The sequence below is a fragment of the Telmatospirillum siberiense genome (assembly GCF_002845745.1).
Lineage (GTDB): Bacteria > Pseudomonadota > Alphaproteobacteria > Rhodospirillales > Magnetospirillaceae > Telmatospirillum > Telmatospirillum siberiense.
The window spans coordinates 32907-59181 of sequence record NZ_PIUM01000029.1; the positions used below are offsets into that span (position 1 = coordinate 32907).

The following is a 26275-nucleotide window of genomic DNA, read 5'->3' on the forward strand; positions in this document are numbered from 1 at the left end:
GGGCGCCTCGATGCTTCGCCATATCCTCGTCCGCCTGCTGCAGTCGGTTCTGATCCTTTTGATCATGTCCTTCCTGATCTTCGGACTGATCTCCCTGATGCCGGGGGATCCGGTGAGCCTGATGGCCGCCGCCTCTCCCGGCATGACGCCCGAGGACGTGGCCCGGCTGCGGGCCCTGTACGGCTTTGACCAGTCCTGGACCATCCGCTACGGTCATTGGCTGGCCGCGGTGCTGTCCGGCGATCTCGGCTATTCCCGCCTCTCGGCGCAATCGGTCGCCGCCACCCTGCCCCGTCCCCTGGCCAACAGCCTGGCGCTGATGACCGTCAGCCTGGCATTGGCCTTGCTGGCCGCCGTGCCGGCCGGGGTGATCGCGGCGCTGCGCCGCGGCCGGGCCCTCGATCATCTGCTCAACCTGGCCGCCTTCGCCGCCGTCTCGCTGCCGGTATTCTGGCTCGGACTGGTCGCCATCATCGTCTTCGCGGTCGGCCTGGGGTGGCTTCCCGCCTCGGGCGTCGAAACGGTCGGCGGCGGCGGCGCGGTGGACCGCCTGCGCCATCTGGCGCTGCCCGTGCTGGCCTTGGCGGTGGCCGGCTTCGGCCACTACATGCGCTACACCAGGTCGGCGATGATCGGCGTGCTGCGCCAGGACTGGATCCGCACGGCGCGCGCCAAGGGCTTGTCCTGGACGCAAGTGGTCCTGCGCCACGCACTGAGAAGCGCGATGATCCCGGTGGTCACCATTCTGGCGCTCGATCTCGGCACCTTGTTCTCGGGCATCGTGGTCACCGAGACGGTATTCGCCTATCCCGGCATGGGAAAGCTGATCTACGACGCCGTCATGGGCGCCGACTTCAATCTGGCGCTGGCGGCGCTCATGCTGGCCACCGGCCTGACCCTGGCCGGAAATTTGCTGGCCGACTGCGCCTATGGCCTGCTCGACCCCAGGATCGGCGAGAGATGATGCGCGGTCTTTTATCCCATCCGTCGGCGCGTTTCGGCCTGGCCGTCCTTTTGCTGCTGGCGCTGGCCACCGGCGCCGCCTCCTGGATCGAGCGGGAATTGGGCGTTGACGCCCAATCGATCGATATCCTGGCGCAACTGGCCCCCCCGTCCTGGTCCCATCCCTTGGGAACCGACGACGTGGGCAGGGACCTGCTGGTCCGCCTGCTCCGCGGCGGCCAGATCTCGCTGGTGGTCGGTCTGGCCACCGCATTGGTGGCCGCCCTGCTGGGTACGCTGATCGGACTGACGGCGGGCTATCTGGGAGGACCGGCCGACGCCTTGCTGATGCGCCTGACCGACGGCGTGATCGCGCTTCCCCTGCTGCCCGTGCTGATCGTCCTCGGCGCCGTCGATCCGACCAAGCTGGGATTGCCGGCCGACGCATTCCGGTCCGAGTGGGCCGGACTGGGCCGGATCGTGGTGATCATCGGCCTGGTCGGCTGGACCACCTCCGCCCGTCTGGTCCGGGCCGCCGCCCTGTCGGTGAAGGTGCAGGATTTCGTCCGGGCGGCCGAGGCCCTGGGAGCGGGGCCGCTGCACATCATGGCTCGCCACATCCTGCCCAACGTCGTCCAACCGATGATCGTCGCCACCACCTTGTCGATCGGCAATATCATCCTTCTGGAAAGCGCCTTGTCCTTCCTGGGCCTGGGCGTCCAGCCGCCCTTGCCCAGCTGGGGCAATATGCTGTCCAACGCGCTGGACCAGCTCTATAACGCCCCGGCCCTGGCCCTTTGGCCCGGCGCGTCGATTTTCCTCACCGTTCTCGCCTTCAACCTGCTGGGCGACGGACTGCAGGACACGCTCGATCCCCGGGGCGGCCGGTGAAGGCGTCGCGGAGACCTGAAAAGACTCCGGGATCGAAACTTCGCCGAGCCCGATATCTTCATCTCTTCGAAACCAGAGCGCGCTATATCCATAATTAATTTTCTCGATGGAAGATGTTTCGTAACATACCCTGGGACACAGGACGGAAGATGTGGGGATCAAAATGAACGGAAAGCCACGGGCTCAGATCATCGCGGAGATCGAAGCGCACATGGCCAATGTTGGCGGGGCATACAACGAATGGTTTCTCAGCGTTACCGACAAACCTAAGAACGCGTTGTTCAACGTACATAAACTGCGCCAGACCGGCGACGCCTGGATTGCCCGGCGCGCGAAAGACGACTTGCAAGCATGGGAGGTCGAGGAGTATTTCCGGACGGTCTGCAAGACGCGCGGTCAAAAAGGCGCCAGCTCTCTCGACCATGTGTATGTTTACGCCTATCGGATGAAGTCTCACACCAAACCATGACCCGAAACGCCAGCGAGCCGGTGATAGTTGCGCTGTCGTTTTCAGACCGCTAAGATCCTGAAGGGAAATGGGAGGGAGCGTCGGAACGGCGTCTGAAGCCGGGCCGCATCAATACCATCGTCGGGATGGCTATCGCCGTCGGCGGCGTTTAAAAATAAATCCTGAAGACGTGCCGCATGCCGGCGCGAAGCGAGGCCAGTTATGAATTACCAACAGTTCTTCGCCGATCGCATCGCCGATCTTCGGCGGGAAGGCCGCTACCGCGTTTTTGCCGACCTCGAGCGGCAGGCGGGATCTTTCCCGACGGCCAAGAACTATCGTGACGACAACGTTCATGACGTGACCGTCTGGTGCAGCAACGATTATCTCGGCATGGGCCAGCACCCCAAGGTGCTCGAAGCGATGTGCGAGGCCGTCCAGCGGTGCGGCGCCGGTGCCGGTGGCACGCGCAATATCTCGGGAACCAATCACTATCATGTGCTGCTGGAAGAAGAGCTGTCCGGCTGGAATCGCAAGGAGGCAGCCCTCCTGTTCAATTCGGGCTATGTCGCCAACCAGACGACCCTGAGCACGCTCGGCAATCAGATTCCCAACCTGCACATCTTCTCCGACGCCCTCAATCACAATTCGATGATCGAAGGCATCCGTCAGTGCAAGGCCCAGCGCCATATTTTCAAGCATAACGACGTCGAAGACCTTGAGCGCCTGCTGGCCTCGGTCGATGCGGACGCGCCCAAGCTGGTGGCTTTCGAATCCGTCTATTCGATGGATGGCGACATCGCCCCCCTGGCCCGGATCTGTGACGTGGCCGAAAAGTTCAACGCCATGACCTATTGCGACGAAGTGCATGCGGTCGGCATGTATGGCGATTCCGGTTCTGGCGTCTGCGAACGGGACGGCGTGCTCGATCGCATCACCATCGTCCAGGGCACCCTGGCCAAGGCGATCGGTGTCGTCGGCGGCTACATTGCCGCGTCGAAGACCCTGACCGACTTCGTCCGCAGCTTCGGCCCCGGTTTCATTTTCTCCTCGGCCCTGCCGCCGGCGATCGCCGCCGGTGCCCTGGCCAGCATCCGCTATCTCAAGAATCACAACGATATCCGCGAACGCCATCAGGAGCGCGCGGCAACCCTGAAACAGCGGCTGACGGCGGCGGGCATTCCGCTGCTTCCCTCGGTCTGCCACATCGTTCCCGTCATGGTCGGCGATGCCGTGCTGTGCAAGCAGGCTTCGGACGACCTGCTGCGCCGCCACAACATCTATGTGCAGCCGATCAACTATCCGACGGTTCCCAAGGGCACAGAGCGGCTGCGCCTCACCCCGACGCCGTTGCATGACGACGCCATGATGGACCGGCTGATGGCGGCCATCGTCGATGTCTGGGGCCAGTTGGGCATCCGGAAAGCCGCCTGACGCCTATTTTCACGGTAAACCTTAAGGGCGGACCCTCCTTGCGGGGGCCCGCCCTTTGTTTTTGCCCCCCCATGGACGAAGCCCTAGAACCGGTCTATATTCTATTGGTGTGTCTCTCGCTTTTAAGGAAATTGATCCGGCATGTTCGCTGACCAGACCCTAACCCCGAAGGAAGCCGTCCGCGTCTGCGCGCTGGGCACCGTCGCGGCCGGGCCCATGCGTTACAGCGAACTGGCTGGTTCCGTCCGGCATTTTTGCGGTCGGGTCATGGGGCCGTCGCTCGATCTGATGGGCATTTCCATCGAACTGCTCCGCTATGAGGGTCTGGTCGAGGCCATCGACGGCCAGGGCATGGAAGACGACGCCCTTCTGACCATCACCGACGCCGGTCGCCGGGAATTATACAAGCTGCTGACCACAAGATTGCGCCCGTCGTCGGATTTGACGAAGCTCGTCATCACCCTCAAATTCCGCTTTCTGCATCTTCTCGACCCCAAGGATCAGGGCAAGCAGATCGATATGCTGCTTGACGTCTGCGAATCCGAACTGGTGCGCTTCGAGGATTTGCGGGCTGCCAGCGAAAAGGAGGGGGCGCCCCTTCTGGCTTGGCTCGACCACGACATCCTCCAGCTTCGCGAACGCCTCACCTGGCTGGAGCGGATGCGCCAAAGCCTGTAACAAAACCCGCCCTATTGCAGGATTTCGCCCGAGCGGAAGAACTCATCGGCCAGATGTCCTTGAATAAAGCCGATCGAAGCCGAGCGGGCGAAGGACAATGAGTTGGCCGTATCACATCGGGTGAGCACGATCTTGGCTGACGAAGCCTTGAGATCGCCGATGAGGATCTCCAACTGCCGCTCAGGCAATTTGAGAATTTCCGGCGACCATTTCAGCTTGACGAAATCGCAATTCATCCGCGACAGGCGGACCAGCTCCACATCGTGGTACGAGATACCGTCGATGCAGAGCGGCACATTCATCGCCCTGGCCCGTTCATAGATATCGGCCAGGAAATCGGAATGCTGAACGAGATCGGTCTTCTCGATCTCGACAAAGATCCGCCCGCCCAATTTGGCCGGCAGGGAACCGATGAACTCGCGAAATCCATCGGACATGAAGCTGTCGACCAGCAGATTGAGACTGAACGCCTTATGCCGATAGCTGGGGATTTCGCTGCTGATGGCGCGCATGACGGCGGCGTCGAGTTCGCGCTTGATCAGATTGAACAACCAGGGATTGCCGGCGATCGAACGGTCCGGCACGTATAGTTGCTCAAGCTTTTGGATCGACGTGTAGAATTCAAGGAACTCGATCGACGGCTTCTGATGGGAAATGTTGTAGATGGGCTGATTGAAGACGATCGACCTGATATTCGCGCCGCGGATCTGGTTGTTCACATACTCCATCTGCTTGACGCTGATCGGCTGCTTGGCGCTGACGACCTTCCTTTCCGCGGAAAGCGTGAGGCGGATGCCCTCGATGACATTGTTGATGTCGCGGGAGAGGTCGAAAATCTTGTAATTGCCGAAATCGCCATAGACGTTCTTGTGCGGCTCGACGCCGACGAACAGGCTGGTCTCCAGGGCCGTGCACAAAGTGACGATGGCCGAGGTGGTGACCTGGGAATAGAGGAAGACGATATCGCCGTTGCTGAGGTTGAAAATCTTGTGATAGGAGCCGGTGACCAGCACCGCCAGGATCGCCTGATTGGCGGCCTCCGCCTCCTTTTCGAATTTCCGCCGCGAGGCGACCACCGAGGACAGAATATGCACGGCCCGGACACCCTGTGGAGCCTTGCGCAAGCGCCCCAGCTCCACCAGCAGGGCACGATCCATGCCGGTCAGCGTGCTGACCATATTGCCGTCGTCGGCCGAAGACTGGCTATTCATCCCTCGAAGTCCGCAAAATAAATCGAAGTAACGGGATTTTCTGCGAACGGCCGCGTCGGACAGACCAAGCTGACACGATCGACGTCATCGGCGATTCAGATCCCCCACGAGCTCAACACGCCGTCCCCTGATTTAAGCGAAAAACGCCATGGACTGCTCAAAAAAAATGTAAATGGAAACTCAACGCATCGCAACAATTGTCGCGACAACCATCAGCGGCTGTTGATCTTCGTAACAGTCAGGCGGGCGTTCGGAGCAGGGGGCGCCGCACGCAGCCGGGCGAGCGTTTCTTCGATTCCGGTCCAGGCCGGCTTGCTTGGGGCGAAACGGGCCCTGAGATAGCCGACCAGATCGGCGATCTGGGCGTCGGTCAGGCTTCCCTCATAACCCGGCATATACCCCAGTTCGCCCCGCGCCGGACTTTGAATGCCGCGCAAAATGACCTGGATCAGGTTATCGGGCCGCGTGGAATGCAGATTGCTGTTGTTGGCCAGCGACGGCATCACGCCGAACAGCCGGGAGCCTCCCCCATCGTGATGGCAGGCGGCGCAGGCTCCCTCGAAAAGCCGTGAGGCGGGGCCGGCCAAGAGCGCCGTGGCGACGAGAGACGCCGCCGGCGGGCCATTCGCCGGAGTAATGCCCGACGGCGTGGTAAGGGAGGCCAGATAAATGGCCATCGCGCGGATGTCGGCATCGGGCAGATGGGAGAGTTCCGCCACCACTGGGGCCATCGGACCGGCCGCCACGCCATGGCGGGGCGAGAAGCCCGAACGCAGATAGTCGTAGAGATCCTCGGCCGTCCAGGATTGCGGCGCATGGGTCGCGGCGAGGAGCGGCGGCGCCTCCCAGCCATCCACCATGGCGCCGGCGAATTTCGACGCCCCCTCTTTTTCCGCCCCCAGCAGGTTGCGCGGCGTGTGGCAGGCGCCGCAGTGTCCCAATCCCTCGACCAGATAAGCGCCACGGTTCCATTCGGCGGAGCGGACCGGATCGGGCCGGAATTGCGCCGGCCGGTGAAACAGGGCGTTCCAGCCGGCCAGCAGTGGACGCAGGTTGAAGGGAAAGGCCAGACTGTTCCCGGGCACCGGGGCATGAACCGGAGCCAGCGACATCAGATAGGCGTAGAGCGCCTGCATGTCGGCGTCATTGATGCGGGCATAGGCCGTGTAGGGGAAGGCCGGGTAGAGATGCCGGCCGTCCCGGCCGATGCCCTGGCGCATGGCCCGCTCGAAGGCGGTGAAGGACCAGCCGCCGATCCCGGTTTCGACGTCGGGGGTGATATTGCCGCTGTGGATCACCCCGAAGGGGGTTTCCAACGGCCGGCCGCCGGCATAGGGGGGGCCGTCGGCGCCGGTATGGCAAACAACGCAATCGCCGGCCGCCGCCAAAATCCGCCCCCGCTCGATAGTGGCCGGCGACCACAGGGAAGGATCGGGCCGCTCGACGAGATCGATAGCGCCCCGCAACGGCATGGCCAGCGTCACCACGCCCAGCGCTCCGCTCACCGCCGCCGTCAGCGCCCTCCACCAGCCCAGCCTCCGTCGCGCGGGTGCCGGCAGGGAGGGCGGCTCGGCGGCCCCCAACCCATGACGGGCCAATTCGGCGCGCACCCGTTCCGGCGTGAAGGGCGGCTCGCGGAAGCGCACTCCCGTGGCGTCGTAAATGGCATTGGCGATGGCGGCGGCGCTGGGCACCGAAGCCGACTCGCCGGCTCCCCGCGACGGCTCCTCGCGGCGCGGCGGCGTCACCACCTGGATGGCGGGCACCTCGGGGAACGTCAGGATGGGATAGCCGCCCCATTCGCGGTCGACCACCCGTCCCTCGTCGAAGGTCACCTGCTCCTTGAGCACCCGGCTGGTCGACTGGATCACATTGCCCTCGATCTGGTGGCGCACCCCGTCGGGATTGATCATCAGTCCGCTGTCCTGGCCAACGGTCACCTTGGTCACCGCCACCTCGCCGGTGGACAGGTTCACGTCCACGTCGGCGACCCAGGCCGACCAAGCCGCCGGGAACCCCGGAAATCGGCTATGCACATAGACGGCATAGGCGAAGCCCCGGCCATGCCGGACATCCCCCTCGCCGCCATGGGTCCCAAAAGTGACGTGCGGCTGCCACCCGGCCCGTTCGGCCACCTGATGGATCAGATCGACGGCCCGCGCGTCGTCGAGATGGCGCAGGCGGAATGCGACGGGATCGACCCCCGCTTCGGCGGCCATTTCGTCGATGAAGGAGTCGTGGGCGAAACTGTTGGGAAGGGCCGAAACGCCGCGGATCCAGGAAGCGCGGACGATGGGCGGCATGTCATGGACCACCACCCGCATATTGGCGTAGTCATAAGGGGCGATCGAGGTGCGGTCGCCCATCTGAAGCACCTCGGGGACCGGCGCCACCACACCGGTCAGCAGCAACGCCAGCATGGGCGCGCCATTGGACGGATAGCGCGTCTCGAAGTCGTAGGCGGCCACCCGCCCCTCCCCGTCAAGCCCACCCCGCACATCCATCACCTGGGCGCTGCCCTTCGGTTCCCACTCATGCTCCTGCTCACGCGAGAGTTGCACCCGCACCGGCCGACCCACCGCCCGCGACAGCAGCGCGGCGTAGCCCCCCACGTCGTCGGCGCAGTTGCGGCCATAGCAGCCGGCCGCCTCCAGCCGTTCGACGACCACCGCCTCCTCGGGAAGATCCATCAGCAAAGCCAGGTCGCGGCGCAGCCACAACGGATTCTGGGTCCCCGACCACACCGTCAGCCTGCCGTCCCGGAGATCGGCCACCGAACAGGAGGGGCCGATGGAGGCATGCATCTGATAGGGCCAGACATAGCTGCGGCTGACGCTGACGGCGGCTTCGGCCAATGCCCGGTCGACGTTTCCCTTGTCCAGCAGGCGGCGGGACGTCGCCGGATTGGCGCGGATGGCGCCGGCCAGATCGTCGAGACCGGTCAGCCGGGGGACCGGCTTCCACTCGACCCGCAATTCGGCCGCCCCGCGCACGGCGTTCTCCTCGCGCTCGGCCACCACGCCGACGAAATCGCCCTGCACGACGACCCCCAGGATTCCCGGAATATGGGCAATGGACGACGGGTCGGCGCCGATCAGGCTGGTCCCGACGAAGGGGCCGCTGTCGATACCGGCGTAAGGGGGCAGCACCACCCGCCCATGGGCCATGCCGGCGATCCGCAGGTCATGAACGAAGGTCAAGCCGCCGGTGACCTTGGCCGGAATGTCGATTCGCGGCACCGAGGTTCCCACCACCTTGTAATCATCGACGGCCTTGACCGGCACCCGGTCGGCCAGCCGCAGATAAAGACGCCGGCCGACCAGCAGATCGGCGTAGGAGACCCGCTGGTTGGCGCCGTCCCCGCCCCGCACCACCCCGTCCTCGACCATCAGCGCCTCGACCGGCAACCCCAGCCATTCGCCGGCCAGCGCGACCAGGGCCTGACGAGCCTGGGCGGAGGCCCGGCGCAAGGGATCGGCGGTCACCTGAATGGTGGCGCTGGCGATGGTCGGCCCCTGATCGGGAGTGCGGTCGCTATGGCCCAGCACCATGCGCAACCGCCCGAAGGCGACGTCCAGTTCCTCGGCGGCGATCTGCGCCAGGGCGGTACGAATGCCGGTGCCCAGGTCGACATGGCCGTGAAAGGCCACCACCTCGCCACCGGCCGACAGGGCGAGAAATATCTCGGGAGCGCCCTCGCCGCCATCGGGCAGGGGGCGGGGCCGCCAGATCACCAGCACGTCCTCGGCCTCCAGAAGGTCGGCCGGCGTCATCCCGGCCAGCGAGGGAATCGGGCTCATCGTTCGGCCTCCGTTGGCTCGGCGCCGGCATCCGCCATGTCCAGCAGCCGGGCCGCCCGCTGAACGGCGCGCAGGATCTCGACATGGGTGCCGCAGCGGCAAAGATTGTATCTGAGGGCGTCGCGGATCTGCGCCTCGCTGGGATGGGCGATCCGGTCCAGGAAGGCCTTGGCGGTCATGATCATGCCGTTCACGCAATAGCCGCACTGGGCGGCCTGCTCGTCGATGAAAGCCTGCTGGACCGGATGGAGGGACCGGGCGCCGCCCAGACCTTCGAGGGTGGTCACCTCCCGCCCCGCCGCGCCGGAGACGGGAATGACGCAGGCCCGCGCCGCCATCCCCTCGATCAGCACCGTACAGGCGCCGCACTCGCCAAGGCCGCAGCCGAATTTCGGTCCGTTGAGGGCCAGATCATTGCGCAAAATGTAAAGCAGCGGCGTCGCCGGATCGGCCGTTATCGCATGGATACGGCCGTTCACCCGAAGCTCGAAGGTTCTTTCCATAAGGCGCCGCCTCACCCCCCACGCTGTCCGCCGACGACCGAGCGGCGGTCGCGAAATAATGCGTATACAAACAATGTGGGAAACCGTGGAGGGCCTCGCAAGCCCCAAATGCACAAAATTTGGACCTGTTGAGGTAATGCCTGTTTTTTAAGCTTACGACTGAAGAGCAAGAGGCTCCGAGGTTTGATATGACGCCTCCGCCCCACTGTCGGCGGGCGAGAGGCGCCGCTCGGGCTAGTACCGCGTCACTGAGATTTTGACTGGTTGGCGCCCTTCATGGACTTTCTTTGGGTTAGCATCAGTTCCGGAGAGCGGACATTACACTAAATTGGTCGGTCTCCTGCTTAAGGGCTTGGGGCGAAATTATCGCTCCAAGCCCTTAAGCCCGAGCGGCGCCTGAGCCGGCCGAAGCCGGAGGCGCAGGCATCATATAAACCCTTAGGCTCTGGAGCGATTGTTTCGGCCCAGAGCCTAAGGCCCCACTGGAGCGAAGGTCAGTTCCGGAAGAATGACTTCCCACTGTTCACACTGCAACCTATCAAGATATTTCTCATCAGTGTCGCTTCGCCGCCGCTCGACGATCGCCACCACACGAGCCTCGATACAGGCCATACCCGAAGGCGGGCTGAATGAGCGTGCCAATCGCCCGACGATAAGGCCTTTGGGGTCCGCCAGCATCCAGCGGCCATTGGTTTCGTAGGCACGCAACGGCGCCCCCGGCTGCAATCGGCAGATCGTGGCGTGGATATTCGCTCCCTCGGGTTGCCGGCCGGAAAAGCCGATGTCCACATCCTCTAGGGTTAGCCGTTGGTAGCGCCTTGCCATTTCGGGCGCCGGTTCCGCCAAGTGCGCTCGTTCCCGGCGTAATAGGCATGGCTTCTTGGGCAGCGTATCGATCAGGACGTGCCCCGCATCGAACCGGGCGAGCATCAGTGTTTTTCGCGCCCGCGTCATGGCGACGTAAAAAAGCCGGCGCGCCGAGTCCCTGTCTTCGTTCTTACCGGTTTTTTCCCACCCGCCGTCGAGCACCGCCACGTGATCGAATTCAAGCCCCTTGGACCGATGGGCGGTGAGGAGAAGCAGGCCCGTCTGCCGGCGGCGCACGTCCCGGCCCCATTCGGCTAACCACTCGATAAAATGGCCTGAGGGCAGCTCCGCGCCGCCGGTTTCCAGGGAATAGGCGTCGACGGCGTCATGCAAGAGCGTCCACCAAGGCCCTTCCGGCCGTGCCCGAATCCATTCGGTCATGGCAGTCGGCGTCACCAGCTTGGTTTTGCGCAACCAAAAAACCAGGGCGCGGGTTTCGCGCAGCTGCCAAACTGGTGCTGTATCCTCGTCCGCCAGCTGTACCGGGATCGCGTTGAGTTCACAGTAGGTGCGCAATGGGTCTAGGAACTTCCATTCGCGCGCAATGACCGCACATTTGCTCCAGTCCCATTGATCATCGAGCGCAGCCAGGCGGCGAAACTCGCTCATAACCACGATAGCCTGCACGGCCATGTCATTGCTCGCTGGAATGACTTGCACGCGGCCCTGGCTCACTTGGTCCTTGGCTTGCCAATCGCCACCAAGGGGCAGCTTCCGTCGCGCCCGGTCAACGGTGATCGGGTACTTGGCCTTCATGCGGCTGGCGGCCGGTTCAATCACCAGATTGGCCGCATCGATGATATGGCTTGTCGAGCGATAATTCTCCGTTAGGAACGCCGGTTTGGCACGGTAGTCAGCCTCGAAACAGCGAATGAATTCCACCGACGCCCCGTTGAACGCGTACACGTTCTGATCGTCATCGCCGACGGCAAAGAGACTGAGGCGGCTATCGTCATCGCGGAGTGTTCGACCGCTTAAGGCAGAAATCAGCCGATACTGTTCGGGACCAATATCCTGGTACTCGTCGACCAGCACCCAACGAAACCCCGCCAACAGGCGGTCTCGTTGCTCATCGGCCTCTTCGGGCGGGAGCCCCTCTCCCTTAAGGAGAGCCACCGCATCTTCGATGATCTTCCTGAACTCTTCGCTGCCGACCCTGTCCCCGCGTTGAGCGAAACTCGCCCCTGCCAGCCGCATGGCAAGCCCGTGACAGGTCAGCACGGTGACTCCTTTCGCGTCATCGCCGATGAGCTGGGCTAGACGCTTGCGTATTTCCACCGCCGCGTGACGGTTGTAGGCGAGCGCGATGATTCCGTACGGGTTCTCCCGCTTCACACGGACCAGATAGGCGATGCGGTGGACCAAGACCCGAGTCTTGCCGGCCCCCGGCCCTGCCAGAACCAGGACGTTGGTCATTTCGCGGTCATCAGCCACGATGCGCTGCTGAATCGGGTTGTCCAACCGCTCCACGATGGTGCGCCAAGAATCTGGTGTGGTTTGTCGGGCCAACTCTTTGTCGGAGGATGGAAGCCATCGGTGCAGAAAGGTATCCCGACCCAGGCTAAAATAGTCCATCGTCAGTTGCAGCGCCTCGACCATCGCCTTCAGGCCACGCTGCGCGTACTCCGCCATGACGTGAATTTGCACGACCTGTTCGTCGTAGTGTAGCTTCAACGGCGTGAAATCGGCCTTTACGAAGCTGCGGCGGTCCGCATCCAGGCGAATCGTCATCGCCGGACGAAAGACCGCCAAGCCCTTATTAAGGCGGATCACCTCCTGCTCGTGCAACCAAAGCAGCGCACGGTCACACAGCTTCTGCGGATCTTTCGTTTCGGCCTTCAGCAAGAGATCGCCTTGCATCGCCGCCAAGAGTTTGCCCAAAGTGGTTTCTGCCAGCAGGTCGGTGCCACGCGCGCCAGTCGGCAGGCAGCCGGACAGATGACCCAATAGGAGCTGGGCCGCAGTACGGCGCATCTGGGCCGTCTTGACGATCGCGTCCCACCCTCGCCCGAGGCGGATTTCGACTGACTCGGCGTCAAGGCGCCGAAGGCGGAGGCTGCCCGCGCCGCTGCCCTCGGTCCGCCCGTCGGAGGCCAGACTTCGGATGATCCGCCATAGCTTCTCAGGCAGCACATTCGTACAGCCGTCGTCCTTCAGCCGCTGGGCAGCGTGGCGCAGATGGAGCACTGACGACTCACCTTTGTCCATTTCCGGAGCGGCGAAGCGAAGTTCTTGGATCAGCGCCGTTTCCAGTGCATCCGCCTCTTCCAGCCTTTGCATCGACGAGCGCTCGACGGCAACATGGACGAAGGCCGTCAACGCTGTGTCATTGCTGGCGATTCCCAGCCGTTCGAGGTCGTACAATGCCGTCCGCACTTTTTCGGCACTCAGCCGCGACACCCCCATCAACTCGTCAGTGGAAATGCCGTCATCAGGGTCAGCCACGACGAGCGCACGCACCAGCGACAGTAGCTGACGTCGATAGTCCGGAGCCATCGACATGGCCGCCAGCTTGGTCTCGGCCTCTTCTACAGAGGCCACACGCAACGAGGACGGGAAGACTTGGACACTGTTCTCTTCGCGGCTCAGCAGCTTCGCCTCCTCAAGCCAAGAAAGCGCTGTGCGGACCCGCGTATCGTCCGTGGCCGAATCCCTTTCGAAAACTCCTTCCGTGTCTTCTGCAAGAATCTCAGCAGGCGTGGCGATCAATTCGCCCCCCAACTTCTTCTTGCGGTCTAGGTTCCGCAGCGACTTCAGAATCACTTGAATTTCCGACTGGCTCAGCCGGGACCGCGCGGACATGCCGAACTGCCATTCGACATCCTCTTGCGTATAGAGGAGCACGCATCGGGCCGCCTCCCGGTCCCGGCCGGCACGCCCTGCCTCTTGAAGGTAGTTTTCGAGGGAGCCGGGAATATCGGCATGAATGACGAGTCGCACATCGGGCTTATCGATACCCATGCCAAAGGCATTGGTCGCGGCGATCACTCGCAGTTCGCCGCCGACAAAGCGCTGTTGAACGCTTTTCTTTGATTCAGGGGCCATGCCGGCGTGGAAAAAGCCTGCCGCCAAGCCCTTGGCCGTTAGGAATTCGGCCATCTCCTCGGTCTTGGCTCTGGTCGAGCAGTAGACAATCGCCCCGCCTGGCATGTCCGGAGGAAGTGTGCTCATCAGCACCTGATGAGCATGCGCAAATTTTTCGGCGGTGGTGGTCGGGATGACGTCGAAGTCAAGATTGTTCCGCTTGGCGCCGCCGTCGAAGACTTTCAGCTCAATGCCGACCTTGGCCCGGAAATGGCCGACAATGTCTTCGATGACATCCGGCTTTGCCGTGGCGGTGAGGCAGAGAACCGGCGGTACAGGGTCGTCGCCAGCCTTCTCTTTGATGAAGCGCCCGACATAACGATAATCGGGCCTGAAATCCTGGCCCCACTTGGAAATGCAATGGGCCTCATCGAGCACCCAGGCGCCGATTTCCCGCTGCCCAATGACTCGGCGAACGGTGCGATTGCGCAGCTGCTCAGGAGAAACGATCAAAATTCCGATATCCCCAAGCCGCACCCGATCCAGGATGTCGGAACGCTCGGGCATCGACAGCAGGCCATTGATGGCGGCGCAGCAGGTAATATTGCGCGCCTCGAGACCGGCGACCTGGTCAGCCATCAGAGCGACCAAGGGAGAAATCACGATGGTCAGGGCGCCGATTTTATCGTAACGCGACAAGGCCGGAATCTGGTAACAGAGGGACTTGCCAGTTCCGGTTGGCAGGATTCCGAGGACATGGCCCCCGCTCATGGCCGCATGGACGATGTTTTCCTGCAAGGACCGGCCGTCTTTGTCCCGTGGCTCAGGCCGGAAGGCATCGAAGCCGAACCAGCGGTGGAGTTCCCTTCGCGGGTTATGCCGTTCTGTACACCATTGGCAGTCGGGGGCGTCGCAGGCGACATCGCGAAGCCGTCGGACGATATGCCCGGCCTCGGGAAACTGGTGGCGGACCCAAGGGGGCATTACCGAGTTGCCGCCGGCAACGGAAAGCCAAGCCAGCGCGTAAGCGAGGGGCCACCCTCCCCGACTAAGATCGGCAAGGATCGCTTGCGTGTGGGTCTGGCAGGCCTGTCCCTGCAGCAACCGGACTATGGCTTGCTTCGCTTCCGCGTCCGTCGGACGACCCTGCCGGCGGATGGTGGAGAACAGCAAGTCGAGCGCCGAGGGCTTGGGCTCCAGCGTCACCAACCAATGCCATGCCAGCGCCAAATCGGGCGAGCGCTCGGCCAGATTGACGAAGGCCTTCCTCTGATCGCGGAAGACCTCGAGCGTCAGCCGCGCATCGAGTTCCGGGTCATTGATCCGGCCACGTTTCAATTGACCATCTTGGTAGTGTTTTACCAGGTGGTGATAAGGATTGCGGGGAAAGGCCAGTGGATTGAGACGTAGCGTATCGACCAGCGGCTTGCCAAGAAGCTGCATCCGGGGCATGGCCGCGGCAAGGTGCGGCACATCGAAAGCGACAATATTGTGACCGAGAAGAAACTGAGCGGTTTCCGCAAAGTCATCCAGCCTCGTCAGGGCCTCCGGCAAAGGGCATTTCTTCGCGAATGGAAACACCAGCGACTGGGCAGTATCGCCCCATACGGCGGCGAACCGGTGAATCCGGGCGTCGCGAACGCTCACTTCCAGGTCAATTGAGAGACAATGGAGTAAAGCGTCCTTTGTCTCCGTTTGTTTCTCGAGGACACTCCCCACTGCCGCAGTAATCTCCGCTCGTGGAAATCCTTCTTCGAGGCGCCTGGGCTGCACGCCAGCAGCCGGGGATCCTCATAGCTCTTATCTTTGCCGATAGAGGACCTGTTGTCATTGCTTTAAAAAATGTTGACACGACCGAGTCTTGTCATAAGGCTCAACGGAGGAAGTTCCGCGCCCTACGGCGCGGACGCGGGCATTTAGAGGTGTCCAACCCGTCAAACCTTCTGTGACGCAGTAAGACTAGAGGGCCTGGTTCGGTAATTCCGCCCCAGGCCCTAAATCAGTTTGGCCAAGCAGTCCAACAGGGTCTGCCGCTCCTCCAGGTTCAGGGGCGCCAGCGTCTGTTCGGTGACCAACTGGGCCAGCGGCAGGGTCCGCGACACCACCTCGCGACCGGCTTCGGTAAGCTGGACCAGCAGGCGCCGGCCGTCCTCGGGATCGGCCAGACGCTCGACCAGCCCCCGCGCCTGCAAGCGGTCGATCACCCCCTTGATGGTCGAGGCGTCCATGGCGGTATGACGTCCCAGCAGATTCTGCGAGCAGGGCCCGTTCTGATGCAGGCGCGACAACGCCGCCCATTGGGTGGTGGTCAGGTCTTCGCCCACCACCGACATGAACAGGGCGGCATGGCGTTGATAGACCTGGCGCAGAATGAAGCCGACCTGTTCGTCCAGGACGTAGGGCCGCCGGGCGCCCAAACGCTGCCGCAAAGACTGGTTCGCCATTTCCGCGCCCTCCCGCATTCCATCATTTAATTTGTGTGTATGCGCTTGACCGGTCGTCCGTCAACAATTCTCCGGTTGCTGGGAGTTTACCACGCCCGGCCAACCACCGGAATCCTCGAAGAGGTCCGCCATTTCCATATGCTTACATATGAAAAAAGTGACAAACACATTTGTTCATGCCGCGAATCATCTGGAAATCATCCTTGGATTTCCCTAAAGTTTTTCATATGTAGACAAACATTTCTGGAGGTCTCATGGGCGATGCGTCTCCAAGCGCGCCATCGGGCGGCAAGCAGAAACTGGTGATCCGCGGCATCGGCCTGCTCCTCAGCGGCGATCTGGCCGATCCGATCCTCGACGCAGACACCATCGTCGCCGAGAACGGCGTGATCACCGCCGTCGGCAAGGCCGGAGACGTCGACCAGGAAGGCGCCACCACCATCGTGGATGCCCACGGCACCACCGTGGCCCCCGGATTGATCGACAGCCATGTCCATCCGGTGTTCGGGGACTGGACACCCCGGCAAAACCAGACGGGATGGATCGACAGCTCGCTGCACGGCGGCGTCACCTCGATGATCTCGGCCGGCGAAGTCCATCTGCCCGGCCGCCCCAAGGATCTGGTGGGCCTGAAGGCCCTGGCCGTCACGGCCCAGCGTTGCTTCGACAATTTCCGGCCGAGCGGCGTCAAGGTCCATGCCGGCGCCCCGGTCATCGAGCGGGGCATGGAGGAAAGCGACTTCGCGGAACTGTCCAAGGCCGGGGTCAGGCTGCTGGGCGAGGTCGGGCTGGGCAGTGTCAAGGCCGGCGACGAGGCCAAGACCATGGTGGCCTGGGCCCGCAAATACGGCATCATCAGCACCATCCATACCGGCGGCCCGTCCATTCCGGGCTCAGGCCTGATCGACAAGGATGTCATTCTCGAGGCCGACGCCGACGTCATCGGCCATATCAACGGCGGGCACACCGCCCTGCCGGACGGACAAATCCGCTGCCTGTGCGAAAGCTGCAAGCGCGCCATCGAGATCGTGCACAACGGCAATCAGCGCGCCGCCCTGGTGGCGCTGCACGCCGCCCGCGAACTCGACCAGATGGACAGGGTCATCCTGGGCACCGACGGCCCCGCCGGATCGGGCGTGCAGCCGCTCGGCATTCTGCGCACCATCGCCATGCTGTCGAGCCTGGGCGAGATTCCGGCCGAAATCGCCTTCTGCCTCGCCACCGGCAACACCGCCCGCATCCACAAACTGGATTGCGGGCTGATCGCTCCCGGACGCTCGGCCGATTTCGTCCTGATGGACAGGGCCCAGCACAGTGCCGGCAAAACCATTCTGGAAAGCGTCCATCTGGGCGACATTCCGGGCGTCGGCATGACCATCATCGACGGCCTGGTGCGCAGCGGACGCAGCCGCAACACGCCGCCGGCGGAAACCATTCCCACCCTGGTGTGAACAGGCCGGATCAGGGGATCGCCCCGCGACTGTCCGGCACGATTTTACCCTCGACATTCAGGAAAAATTACGCCCGGTTTATCTACCAAAGGTCGTCATGCCCGGACTTGATCCGGGCATCCACGTGCCGCTTCCAATGACGTCGGTCGGTCCGCACAACCATGGATTGCCGGATCACGTCCGGCAATGACGGTTTTGGGTTGTGCTCACCACTCAAATAGAGGCGACGCACAAACTGTGCCGGACAACCGTGGTATTGCCCTGGGCATCACACCGCCAGATAGGTGTTGCGCACCTCGTCGTCGGCGGCCAGTTCGGCCATGGTGCCGCCATAACGGATCTCGCCCTTCTCGATGATATAGGCGCGATCGCTGATCAATTTGGCGAAATGCAGGTTCTGCTCGCAGACCACGATGCCCAGACCCTCCGCCTTCATCCGCAGAATGGCCGACGCCATCTGCTCGACGATCTTGGGCGACAGGCCTTCGGAGGGCTCGTCCAGCATCAGCATCATCGGATTGCCCATCAGGCTGCGGGCGATGGTCAGCATCTGCTGCTCGCCCCCGCTCATCCGCCCTCCCGGCCGCTTGCGCGCCTCGGCCAGGTTGGGAAACAGGGCGTAAAGCGTCTCCGGAGTCCATTGCGGCGTATAGGGACGGGGCGGGCGGCGCCCGACCGCCAAATTCTCCTCCACCGTCAGATCCGAAAAGATCCGCCGTTCCTCGGGCACATAGCCCAGCCCCATGCGGACGATCTCATGGGTCGGCTTACCGATCACCTCGCAGCCGTCGAAGATCACCGAGCCCTTTCGCCGCGCCTCCAGGCCGATGACGGCCTTCAGCGTGGTGGATTTTCCGGCGCCGTTGCGCCCGATCAGCGCCACCACCTCGCCCTGCATCGCATCCAGCGAGACATCGTTCAGGATCTGCGCCTGGCCGTAGTAGCCGCAGAGGGATTTCACCGCCAGCATCACGCCACCCCTTTCACGGCGTCGGCGTCATAGACGGCGCCGCTGCCCAGATAGATGGCCTGAACCTCGGCATTGTCGCGGACCTCCCCCGGACTGCCCCGGGTCACCAGCCGCCCCCTGTTCAGAACCATGATGGATGTGGCGTGGGCGAACACCACATCCATGTCATGCTCGGTGAACAGCATGCAGATGTTCCGCTCGCCGACGATGCGGGCCACCAGGCGCATCAGCTCGATCCGCTCGCGCGGGGCCATGCCGGCCGTCGGCTCATCCATCAGCAGCAGTTTCGGATCGTTGGTCAGGGCCAGCGCCAGTTCCACCCTTTTGAGATCGCCATAGGCCAGGATGCTGCAGGGCCGGTCGGCCTGCGGCTCCATGCCGACCAGCCGCAGCAGGGCCAGCGCCTCGTCGCGATAGAGGGAGCCGGCGCGGGCCAGCAGGGCGCGGATGCGGTGATGGTGCGAAATCAGCGCGAGCTGGAGATTTTCCAGGACGGTCAGCGAGGCGAAGGTGGCGGTGATCTGGAAGGTGCGCCCGACTCCCAGGCGCCAGATCTGGCGAGGCTTCAGCCCGATCAGTTCGCGCCCGAACAGCCGGATGCTGCCGGCGTCGGGAACGACCTGCCCGGTCATCATGTTGAAACAGGTGCTCTTGCCGGCGCCATTGGGGCCGATCAGGGCGAGGATCTCGCCCGGCCGCAGATCCAGGTCCATCTCCCGGACCGCCGGAACGCCACCGTAGGATTTGCGCAGACCCCGGACGGAAAAGGTGATCATGCGGCTTTCTCCTTGGTCTTGACGGCCGGCCGGATCGCCCGCCACGCCTGGAAGCGGTCCGCCGTCCAGGCGACGATGCCCTGCGGGAAGGCCACCACCAGCAGAATGATCACCACGCCGATGACCGCCCGCCAGTAGTCGGTGTAGGTGCTGACGAAGATGCGCAGCGCCGTGTAGATCACCGCCCCCACCACCGGGCCGGTCAGGGTCTGGATGCCGCCCAGCAGGACCATCACCAGGCCGTCCACCGAGGTGCCGATGGAGGCGCTGTCCGGAAAGACGCTGCCCTTGAAGAACGCGAACAGCCCGCCGGCCAATCCGGCGAAGAAACCGCACAGGATGAAGGCCAGCCAGCGGTGATGGCGCGCATCGATGCCGATGGCGTCGGCGCGGATCTCCGAATCGCGGCAGGCCCGCAGGGTATAGCCGAAGGGCGAGAAGACGATATGGCGCAAAATCAGGATCGAGCCGCCGCAGACGACCAGGGTCAGGTAGTAGAAGGCGACCGGACCCGACGCCCAATGGGACGGCCACACCCCGAGGATGCCGTTGTCCCCGCCGGTCAGGCTCGACCATTGGAAGGCCACGGCGTAGGTGATCTGGGCGAAGGCCAGGGTCAGCATGGACAGATAGACCCCGGAAAGCCGCACGCAGAACCATCCATAGACCAGGGCGCCCAGGGCGCCGGTCAGCGGTCCGGCCAGCAGCGCCAGTTCCATCGGCAGGCCCAGGCTCTTGGCCGCCAGGGCCGCGCCGTAGGACCCCAGGCCGAAATAGGCGGCATGCCCGAAGGAGACCATGCCGCCGATGCCGCTCAGCAGATGCAGGCTGGCGGCGAACAGGGCATAGATGGCCATTTCGGTGGCGACGTTGAGCGCATAGCCGCTCCCCAGCCAGGGCAACGCCAGCAGCAGGACGGCCACCAGCAGGAAAGCCTTGCCGGCGGCCGGCGGCAACCGGCGCAGGACCCGGCCGCCGGCCACGGCGGCGCCGTGCGCCAGACTTTGCGGCTTACCGCGCAGTCCCCATGGACGCACCACCAGGATGACCGCCATGGCGAGGAAGGTCAGCACCAGGGTCATCTGCGGAAACACCAGGATGCCGAAGGCGTTCAGTTCCCCGATGATGATGGCCGCCAGGAAGGCGCCGAAGACGTTGCCCAGCCCGCCGATGACGACCACGACGAAGACCTCGACGATGATCTGCAGATCCATCGCGTGGCTGACCGCGCCGCGCGGCAATTGCAGGGCGCCGCCCAGGCCGGCCAGCAGGGCGCCCAGGGTGAAGACGCCGGTGAACAGCGAGGCCTGATTGACCCCCAGCGCCGCCACCATGTCGCGGTCATGGGTGGCGGCGCGCACCAGCGTGCCCCAATGGGTCCGATGGAACAGCAGCCACAGCAGGGCCAGCACCACGGGCCCGAGGGAAATAAGGAACAGATCATATTGGGGAATGGCCTGATGGAAGAGGCGCACCGCCCCTGCGAGGCCGGGCGCACGCGGCCCCAGCAGATCCTCAGGCCCCCAGATCATCAGAACCGCGTCCTGCACCACCAGCACCACGCCGAAGGTGGCCAGAAGCTGCAGCAGCTCGGGTGCATGGTAGATCTTGCGCAGCAGGGTCACTTCCAGCAGCAGCCCGAGCAGCGCCACGCCCAATGCCGCGACCGGCAGGGCGATCCAGAAATTGCCGCCGCCCAGGCCCGAATGTTCCACCAGGCTGTAGGCGATATAGGCCCCCAGCATATAGAGCGAGCCATGGGCGAAGTTCACGATGCGGCTGACGCCGAAGATGATGGACAGCCCCGAGGCGACGAGGAAAAGAGACGAGGCGCTCGCCAAACCGGTCAAGAACTGGGAGAACAGGAATTCCATGGAGAGCGCCTCTGCTCGGTAAAGGATTGGAGGATGGGTCCGCCTCGTCCACCAAAACAGTTTCAGTCGGCCGGACGACGGGCCTTGACCTCGGCGAGGCCCGGCAGGTAGTCCTCGCCCCTCTTATAAGTCCAATCCACCATCACGCCCTTGCCGTCCTTGACGGCGGTCTTGCCGACGAACAGGCCCAGTGTCGACTGGTGATCCTCGGGCCGGTAGGTGATTTCGCCGAACGGCGTCGCCACCTTCACCCCGGCGGCGGCGGCCACCAGCTTTTCCGTATCGGTGCTGCCGGCCTTGGCCAGGATGGCCGCCACCGATTTCATGGTGGAATAGCCGACGATCGAGCCCAGCTTGGGCAATTCGCCATACTTGGCCTGATAGGCCTTGAGGAACGCCTTATGCTCGGGCGTATCGATCTGCGCCGCCGGATAGCCGGTGATGATCCAGCCCGGCACCGTTTCGGCTCCCAGCGGATCGAGATATTCCGGCTCGCCGGTCAGCATGCTGACCACCGCCTTGCCCTCGAACAGACCGCGGGTGTTGCCCTCGCGGATCAGCTTGATGAGATCGGGACCGAAGGTCACGTTGAAGATGGCCTCGGGCTGGGCGCGGGCCAGGGCCTGGACGGTGGCCCCCGCGTCGATCTTGCCCTGGGCGGGCCATTGCTCGTCGACCCATTGGATATCGGGCCGCCTGGCCGACAGCATGGCCTTGAAGACGGCCACCGAGCTTTGACCGTATTCATAGTTGGGGGCGACGGTGGCCCAGCGCTTGGCCGGAAGCTTGGCGGCCTCCTCCACCAGCACGGCGACCTGCGGACGGGTCGGCGGCCGCAGACGGAAGGTGTAGCGATGCCCCTGCTCCATGGTCATGGCGTCGGTCAGGGGCTCGGCGGCGACGAACAGCACCTTGCGCTGCTTGGCGACGTCCGACACGGCGAGACCGATGTGGGAGAAGAAGGTTCCCATCAGCAGGCTGACGTTTTCACGCGACAGCAGTTCGTTGGCCACCGTCACCGCGTCGCCCGGCTTGCCGTTGTCGTCGCGCGAGATCACCTCGACGGGGCGGCCGTTGATGCCGCCCGCCGCGTTGATTTCCTCAAGCGCCATCTGCCAGCCGTTGCGATAAGGCAAGGTGAAGGCCGGCAGGGTTGAATAGCTGTTGATCTCGCCGACCTTGATCGGCTCGGCCGCCCGGCCGGGACCTGAAAACAGGCAGGAGGCCACGACGCCCATCGCGCCCAATGCTGCGGATACGGATCTGATTGCCATGCGCGCTGTTCCTTCACGCTTTTTTAAGTCGTTGGTCACAAGGCTTGTTTAACGCAAACCGTCCTCACCCTTGATATCCTCGGCCGCCAGCCCCCCGATGCGGGGCAGCGGACGGCCGCTGTCGGTCACCGCCACGGCGATGACGATCTCGTTGGCCCGGGGGGCGTCGGAGATGCGGATCTCGGCGCCGTCGAAATGGCTGCGCACGAAAGCCGCATCCTTGTGGCCCAGGGGAATGTCGAGCGCCACGCCCGGCCCGCCGCGCTTTTTCGACGACGGTACCAGGGCCGCGCCCTTTTCCACCGCCTTGCGCAAGGGAGCGCCCAGCTTGGGATGCAGCAGGGCGGCGGCGTGCTCAAGCTCGCCATTTTCACCAACGGCGGCCGCCTTGCCATAACTTTGCGCCTGGGCGGGGGTAATGCCCAGGGCCGCCACCGCCCGCTGGCCCAGAAGACCGCCCAATTCCTCGCCTATTTCGATCAGCAGGTCGAGATTTTCGTGATAGGCCCCGGCGAAAGGGTTCTCGATTACCGCGGCGGCCACCGCCTTGCGGGTGGCAGGAACCACCGGACGATCCATCTCGCGATGGGTTTCCTCGACGGTGACCACGATCTTGCGGATCTTCGCCTTGCTCATCGCAACCCGTCCTTTCCCTGAATTTCCGAAGCGGCCAGGCCGCCCAGCCTGTGATGGATCCTGGCGCCGGTGGACATGACCAGCACCAAAACGATCTCATCGGCCCGCGGTCCGTCGGCAACCCCCACCTCCATGGCGTCGAAATGACTGCGCACGTAGGAAGCGTTGACATGGGTCAGCGGCACGTCGAGTCTGGCCCCCACCCCGCCCACCTTCTTGGTGGAGGGCACGATGGCCTTGGCCTCGCCCAGGGCGTCGCGCATGGCGTAGCCCCCCGGTACATGCCAAAGGGCGCCATGCTCCAGTTCGCCGGCCGAACCGACGATGGCGCCCTTGCCATAGCCCTGGATGGTGGCGGGCCCGCCCCCCAACATCAGCACCAGCCGGCGCGCCATGTCGGCGCCCAGGGGTTCCAGATCCTTCATGAACCAGGCGATATCCTCGACGAAGCGCCCGGCGAAGGGATTGCGGATCACCGTCAGGATGGCCGCCCGCCGCAGCGGTTCGTCCGGCGGCGGACCGCCCTCGTGATAGATCTCCTCGGCGAGTGTCACCACCTTGCGGATCTCGATATTGTTCATCACGCGCACTCCGCTCTTTCGTCCGACGGCAGAAAGACACCGCCGCCGACGACCTCGACCACGCCCCGCAAGGACAGCTTCGCGCCACCGATCAGCCCCCGCCGAAGCAATATCCTTGCCTTTTCCACACCGGCGGCGATTGCCCGGCGGCAATCCGCCTCGTCCAGCGGACCGACCGCCACGGTGACCGAACGGTCGCCCAGGTCGCTGTCGGGATCGAGATCCCTGGCCGGCCGGCGGCTGACCGCCGGATGTCCGGGAAGATCGACGGCATTGGCGATGACGGTGGCCGCGGCGTCGGCCTCCGCGGCGTTGCGCCCCAGCACCGTCACCGAATCGGCGATACCAAGGGAAAAACTGCGCCCGCCGGCACCACTGGTGGCGATGCCGCGAACCGGCTGGGCGGCCCCAATCACCGCATGGGCATCCACCGCCCCGCCATCGATCCGGCTGACCACGCCGATGCGGAAGGACCGGCCGGACGCCAGGTGAAAGGCGATGTCGCCGCCGTTGTTGACATAGGCGCGCGACAGCCGGCGTCCGTCCAGCATGGCCGCCAGCACATGGTCGGCGACCGCGCCGGCCACCGCCGCCATCGGAGTGATGAAGTGGTCGGCCAGGGGCAGCACGGCCCCCAGCATGGCCCGGGCGACGGCGCCGTCCACCGGCAGGCCGGGACGGGCGAACGACCGCAGAATAGGCAGCTGTGCCGCCAAAACCGGCAGAATGGGATGAAAACGGGCTTCCGCCTGGACATAGGCGCGCGCCACCTCGGCCGGTTCGCCGAAGGCCTCGACCACCAGATCGATGGGGCCGTGCTGCAGATGCAGCCGCCGGCGGTCGGCGAGAAGCGTGGCCCGCGCCGTCATCCGGGCCGCCCTCCCCAGGCGTAGTGGTGGGACGCCATCGGCCACGGATTGCCGGAGGGCCAGGCGAGCACCTTCCGGCGGTCCAGCAGCTCCAGTTGCCCGGCCCTGACGACGTTGCCGGCATGGCCGCCCATGGCGACATAGTCGTCGAGGCGCATGGTGAATTCGACGGGCGCCACCAGGGCCGGCGTCGGCACCGAGCCGAAAGCGTTCTTCGGCAGCAAGGTGACGTCCACCATGAAGGTGATGCCGCCGCCCGGCCAGACATAGGTGGGCGCGCCCCCGCAGGTCACATGGGTCAGCCCCTTCTTGACGGACTGGGTGAGCAGCACCGGATTTTCCGTCACCCCGGCGCGCAGCGAGCCTCCGGCGCCGGCGATGAACAGAACGGTGCACAACGCCGGCTCGCAGTTTTCCCGGATCCTTTCGACCGTGGCCGCCACCGCGTCGGGCATCGGCGCGGGAACCGGGATCAGGGCGTCATCCAGCAGGTAATAGCCGGAATGCTCGCCGGTGGTGCTGACCATCAGGAGACGCAGGCCCGGGCGGGCATATCTGGCGTCGAAGCGCTCGATGATCGACAGGGGCTCGGTGATGTCGGTGCCGCCCCAGCCGGTGCCGGGATCGGCCACCTGGAAGTAGCGCCCCGGGGTGGACCGCCGGCCGCGGAGGACCACGCCGCTTTCCGGCAGGCCCAGATAGCGGCCGGCCTTATGTTCGGTCAGCACGCCGGTGATATGGTCGTCCACCACCACCACCTCGTCGACCAGCCCGGCCCACTGCTTGGCGAAGATGCCGATGGTGGCCGAACCGCAGCCGACCCGCATGCGGTCCTCGGGCACGTCATTGACCACCGGCGGACGGCCGGCCTGCACCAGCACGCGGGCCCCGCCGTCGATGACCAGCTCCACCGCCTGACGGTTGGACAGCTCCAGCAGGGTCCGGCAGGTCTGCCTCCCCTCGGCCTTGCTGCCGCCGGTCAGATGATGGACGCCGCCCAGGGACAGCATCTGCGAGCCGTATTCCCCGGTGGTGACGTGACCGACCGCCTCGCCGTCGCGGCGCACCACGGCGCCTTCCGGCCCGAGGAAACGGTCGGTGTCGACCTTCACCTTGACGCCGCAATAGCTGAAGATGCCTTCGGTGACCACGGTCACCATGTCGACGCCCTCATGGGTGCTGGCAACGATGAAAGGGGCCGGTTTGTAATCGGGATAGGTGGTGGCGGCGCCGATGCCGGTGACGAACTGCCGGCCGTCCTCGGCCGCCTGGGCGTCCCATTCCCGTTCGAGGAAAGGAACAGCGTCGCCGTCGGCCTCCATGGTTCGTTGGAGTACAATCAAAGGATCGACACGAACCAGCTCCCCGCCGACATTGGCATAGCGATCGCAAGCGCCGCCGCGGCCCTCGCGGATCCGGCACAATACCGGGCAAGCGTCGCAGTTGATGATGTCACTCACCACAGATCTCCCTGATCCCTGAAGCCCGGCCCGGAGAAACGGCCCGACGACAGGAATATCATATGTGTACGCACAAAAACAAGATGCATGCACAAAAATAAGACTCTTTTAAAAGAGACTATTTTTTATGCAGAATATCCGG

19 protein-coding genes are annotated in these 26275 nt (G+C 64.1%); 6 read left to right on the forward strand and 13 right to left on the reverse strand.

The features are described 5' to 3' along the window. The first annotated feature begins 10 nt into the window (after window positions 1-10). The 5 genes from CWS72_RS20700 to CWS72_RS20720 all read left to right on the forward strand — a co-directional run bounded on the left by CWS72_RS20700 (window position 11) and on the right by CWS72_RS20720 (window position 4393). Window positions 11-964 carry an ABC transporter permease gene (locus tag CWS72_RS20700; RefSeq protein ID WP_101252585.1) on the forward strand — a complete coding sequence of 318 codons (954 nt, stop codon included), beginning with the start codon at window positions 11-13 and terminating at the stop codon, window positions 962-964. Continuing rightward, complete coding sequence (locus CWS72_RS20705; protein ID WP_101252543.1) at window positions 961-1833, forward strand: ABC transporter permease; 873 nt, start codon at window positions 961-963, stop codon at window positions 1831-1833. The genes CWS72_RS20700 and CWS72_RS20705 overlap by 4 nt, the downstream gene beginning before the upstream one ends. Before the next feature lie 163 nt (window positions 1834-1996). After that, window positions 1997-2302 carry a hypothetical protein gene (locus CWS72_RS20710; protein ID WP_146002828.1) on the forward strand — a complete coding sequence of 102 codons (306 nt, stop codon included), beginning with the start codon at window positions 1997-1999 and terminating at the stop codon, window positions 2300-2302. 201 nt (window positions 2303-2503) lie between these two features. Further along, on the forward strand, window positions 2504-3715 hold the full coding sequence (gene hemA / locus CWS72_RS20715) for a 5-aminolevulinate synthase (protein ID WP_101252545.1): 1212 nt from the start codon (window positions 2504-2506) through the stop codon (window positions 3713-3715). Window positions 3716-3856: 141 nt separating this feature from the next. Beyond that, a complete protein-coding gene (locus CWS72_RS20720) occupies window positions 3857-4393 on the forward strand; it encodes a hypothetical protein (protein WP_101252546.1) in 537 nt (178 codons plus the stop codon). Window positions 4394-4404: 11 nt separating this feature from the next. Here CWS72_RS20720 and CWS72_RS20725 read toward each other — a convergent pair whose 3' ends face one another. From CWS72_RS20725 to CWS72_RS20745, 5 genes are all read right to left on the reverse strand, one after another. After that, entirely contained in the window at window positions 4405-5604 is a 1200-nt protein-coding gene (locus CWS72_RS20725; protein ID WP_101252547.1) for an EAL domain-containing protein, read from the reverse strand. A gap of 212 nt (window positions 5605-5816) precedes the next feature. Then, a complete protein-coding gene (locus CWS72_RS20730) occupies window positions 5817-9404 on the reverse strand; it encodes a molybdopterin cofactor-binding domain-containing protein (protein ID WP_199175842.1) in 3588 nt (1195 codons plus the stop codon). Further along, window positions 9401-9907 (reverse strand): (2Fe-2S)-binding protein, encoded by a 507-nt coding sequence (locus CWS72_RS20735; RefSeq protein ID WP_101252548.1) that lies wholly within the window; start codon window positions 9905-9907, stop codon window positions 9401-9403. Before CWS72_RS20735 ends, CWS72_RS20730 begins: the two co-directional genes overlap by 4 nt. Before the next feature lie 471 nt (window positions 9908-10378). Then, window positions 10379-15445, reverse strand: a complete 5067-nt coding sequence (locus tag CWS72_RS20740; RefSeq protein ID WP_199175843.1) for a RecQ family ATP-dependent DNA helicase — start codon at window positions 15443-15445, stop codon at window positions 10379-10381. A gap of 347 nt (window positions 15446-15792) precedes the next feature. Next, complete coding sequence (locus tag CWS72_RS20745; RefSeq protein ID WP_199175845.1) at window positions 15793-16242, reverse strand: MarR family winged helix-turn-helix transcriptional regulator; 450 nt, start codon at window positions 16240-16242, stop codon at window positions 15793-15795. Window positions 16243-16496: 254 nt separating this feature from the next. Between CWS72_RS20745 and CWS72_RS20750 the strand changes: the two genes are divergently transcribed. Then, window positions 16497-17693, forward strand: a complete 1197-nt coding sequence (locus CWS72_RS20750; RefSeq protein WP_101252551.1) for an amidohydrolase family protein — start codon at window positions 16497-16499, stop codon at window positions 17691-17693. 268 nt (window positions 17694-17961) lie between these two features. Here CWS72_RS20750 and CWS72_RS20755 read toward each other — a convergent pair whose 3' ends face one another. From CWS72_RS20755 to CWS72_RS20790, 8 genes are all read right to left on the reverse strand, one after another. After that, window positions 17962-18663, reverse strand: a complete 702-nt coding sequence (locus CWS72_RS20755; RefSeq protein WP_199175847.1) for an ABC transporter ATP-binding protein — start codon at window positions 18661-18663, stop codon at window positions 17962-17964. Beyond that, complete coding sequence (locus tag CWS72_RS20760; RefSeq protein ID WP_101252587.1) at window positions 18663-19439, reverse strand: ABC transporter ATP-binding protein; 777 nt, start codon at window positions 19437-19439, stop codon at window positions 18663-18665. The genes CWS72_RS20755 and CWS72_RS20760 overlap by 1 nt, the downstream gene beginning before the upstream one ends. Next, complete coding sequence (locus CWS72_RS20765; protein WP_101252553.1) at window positions 19436-21313, reverse strand: ABC transporter permease; 1878 nt, start codon at window positions 21311-21313, stop codon at window positions 19436-19438. The genes CWS72_RS20760 and CWS72_RS20765 overlap by 4 nt, the downstream gene beginning before the upstream one ends. Before the next feature lie 62 nt (window positions 21314-21375). Then, window positions 21376-22587 carry an ABC transporter substrate-binding protein gene (locus tag CWS72_RS20770; RefSeq protein ID WP_101252554.1) on the reverse strand — a complete coding sequence of 404 codons (1212 nt, stop codon included), beginning with the start codon at window positions 22585-22587 and terminating at the stop codon, window positions 21376-21378. A 48-nt stretch (window positions 22588-22635) separates the two neighbouring features. Then, complete coding sequence (locus tag CWS72_RS20775) at window positions 22636-23223, reverse strand: amino acid synthesis family protein (RefSeq protein WP_101252555.1); 588 nt, start codon at window positions 23221-23223, stop codon at window positions 22636-22638. Then, complete coding sequence (locus CWS72_RS20780; protein WP_101252556.1) at window positions 23220-23804, reverse strand: amino acid synthesis family protein; 585 nt, start codon at window positions 23802-23804, stop codon at window positions 23220-23222. The genes CWS72_RS20775 and CWS72_RS20780 overlap by 4 nt, the downstream gene beginning before the upstream one ends. Beyond that, window positions 23804-24673: a UPF0280 family protein gene (locus tag CWS72_RS20785; protein ID WP_101252557.1), complete on the reverse strand. Its 870-nt coding sequence runs from the start codon at window positions 24671-24673 to the stop codon at window positions 23804-23806. Before CWS72_RS20785 ends, CWS72_RS20780 begins: the two co-directional genes overlap by 1 nt. After that, entirely contained in the window at window positions 24670-26133 is a 1464-nt protein-coding gene (locus CWS72_RS20790; RefSeq protein WP_241911829.1) for a 6-hydroxynicotinate reductase, read from the reverse strand. The genes CWS72_RS20785 and CWS72_RS20790 overlap by 4 nt, the downstream gene beginning before the upstream one ends. Window positions 26134-26275 lie beyond the last annotated feature (142 nt).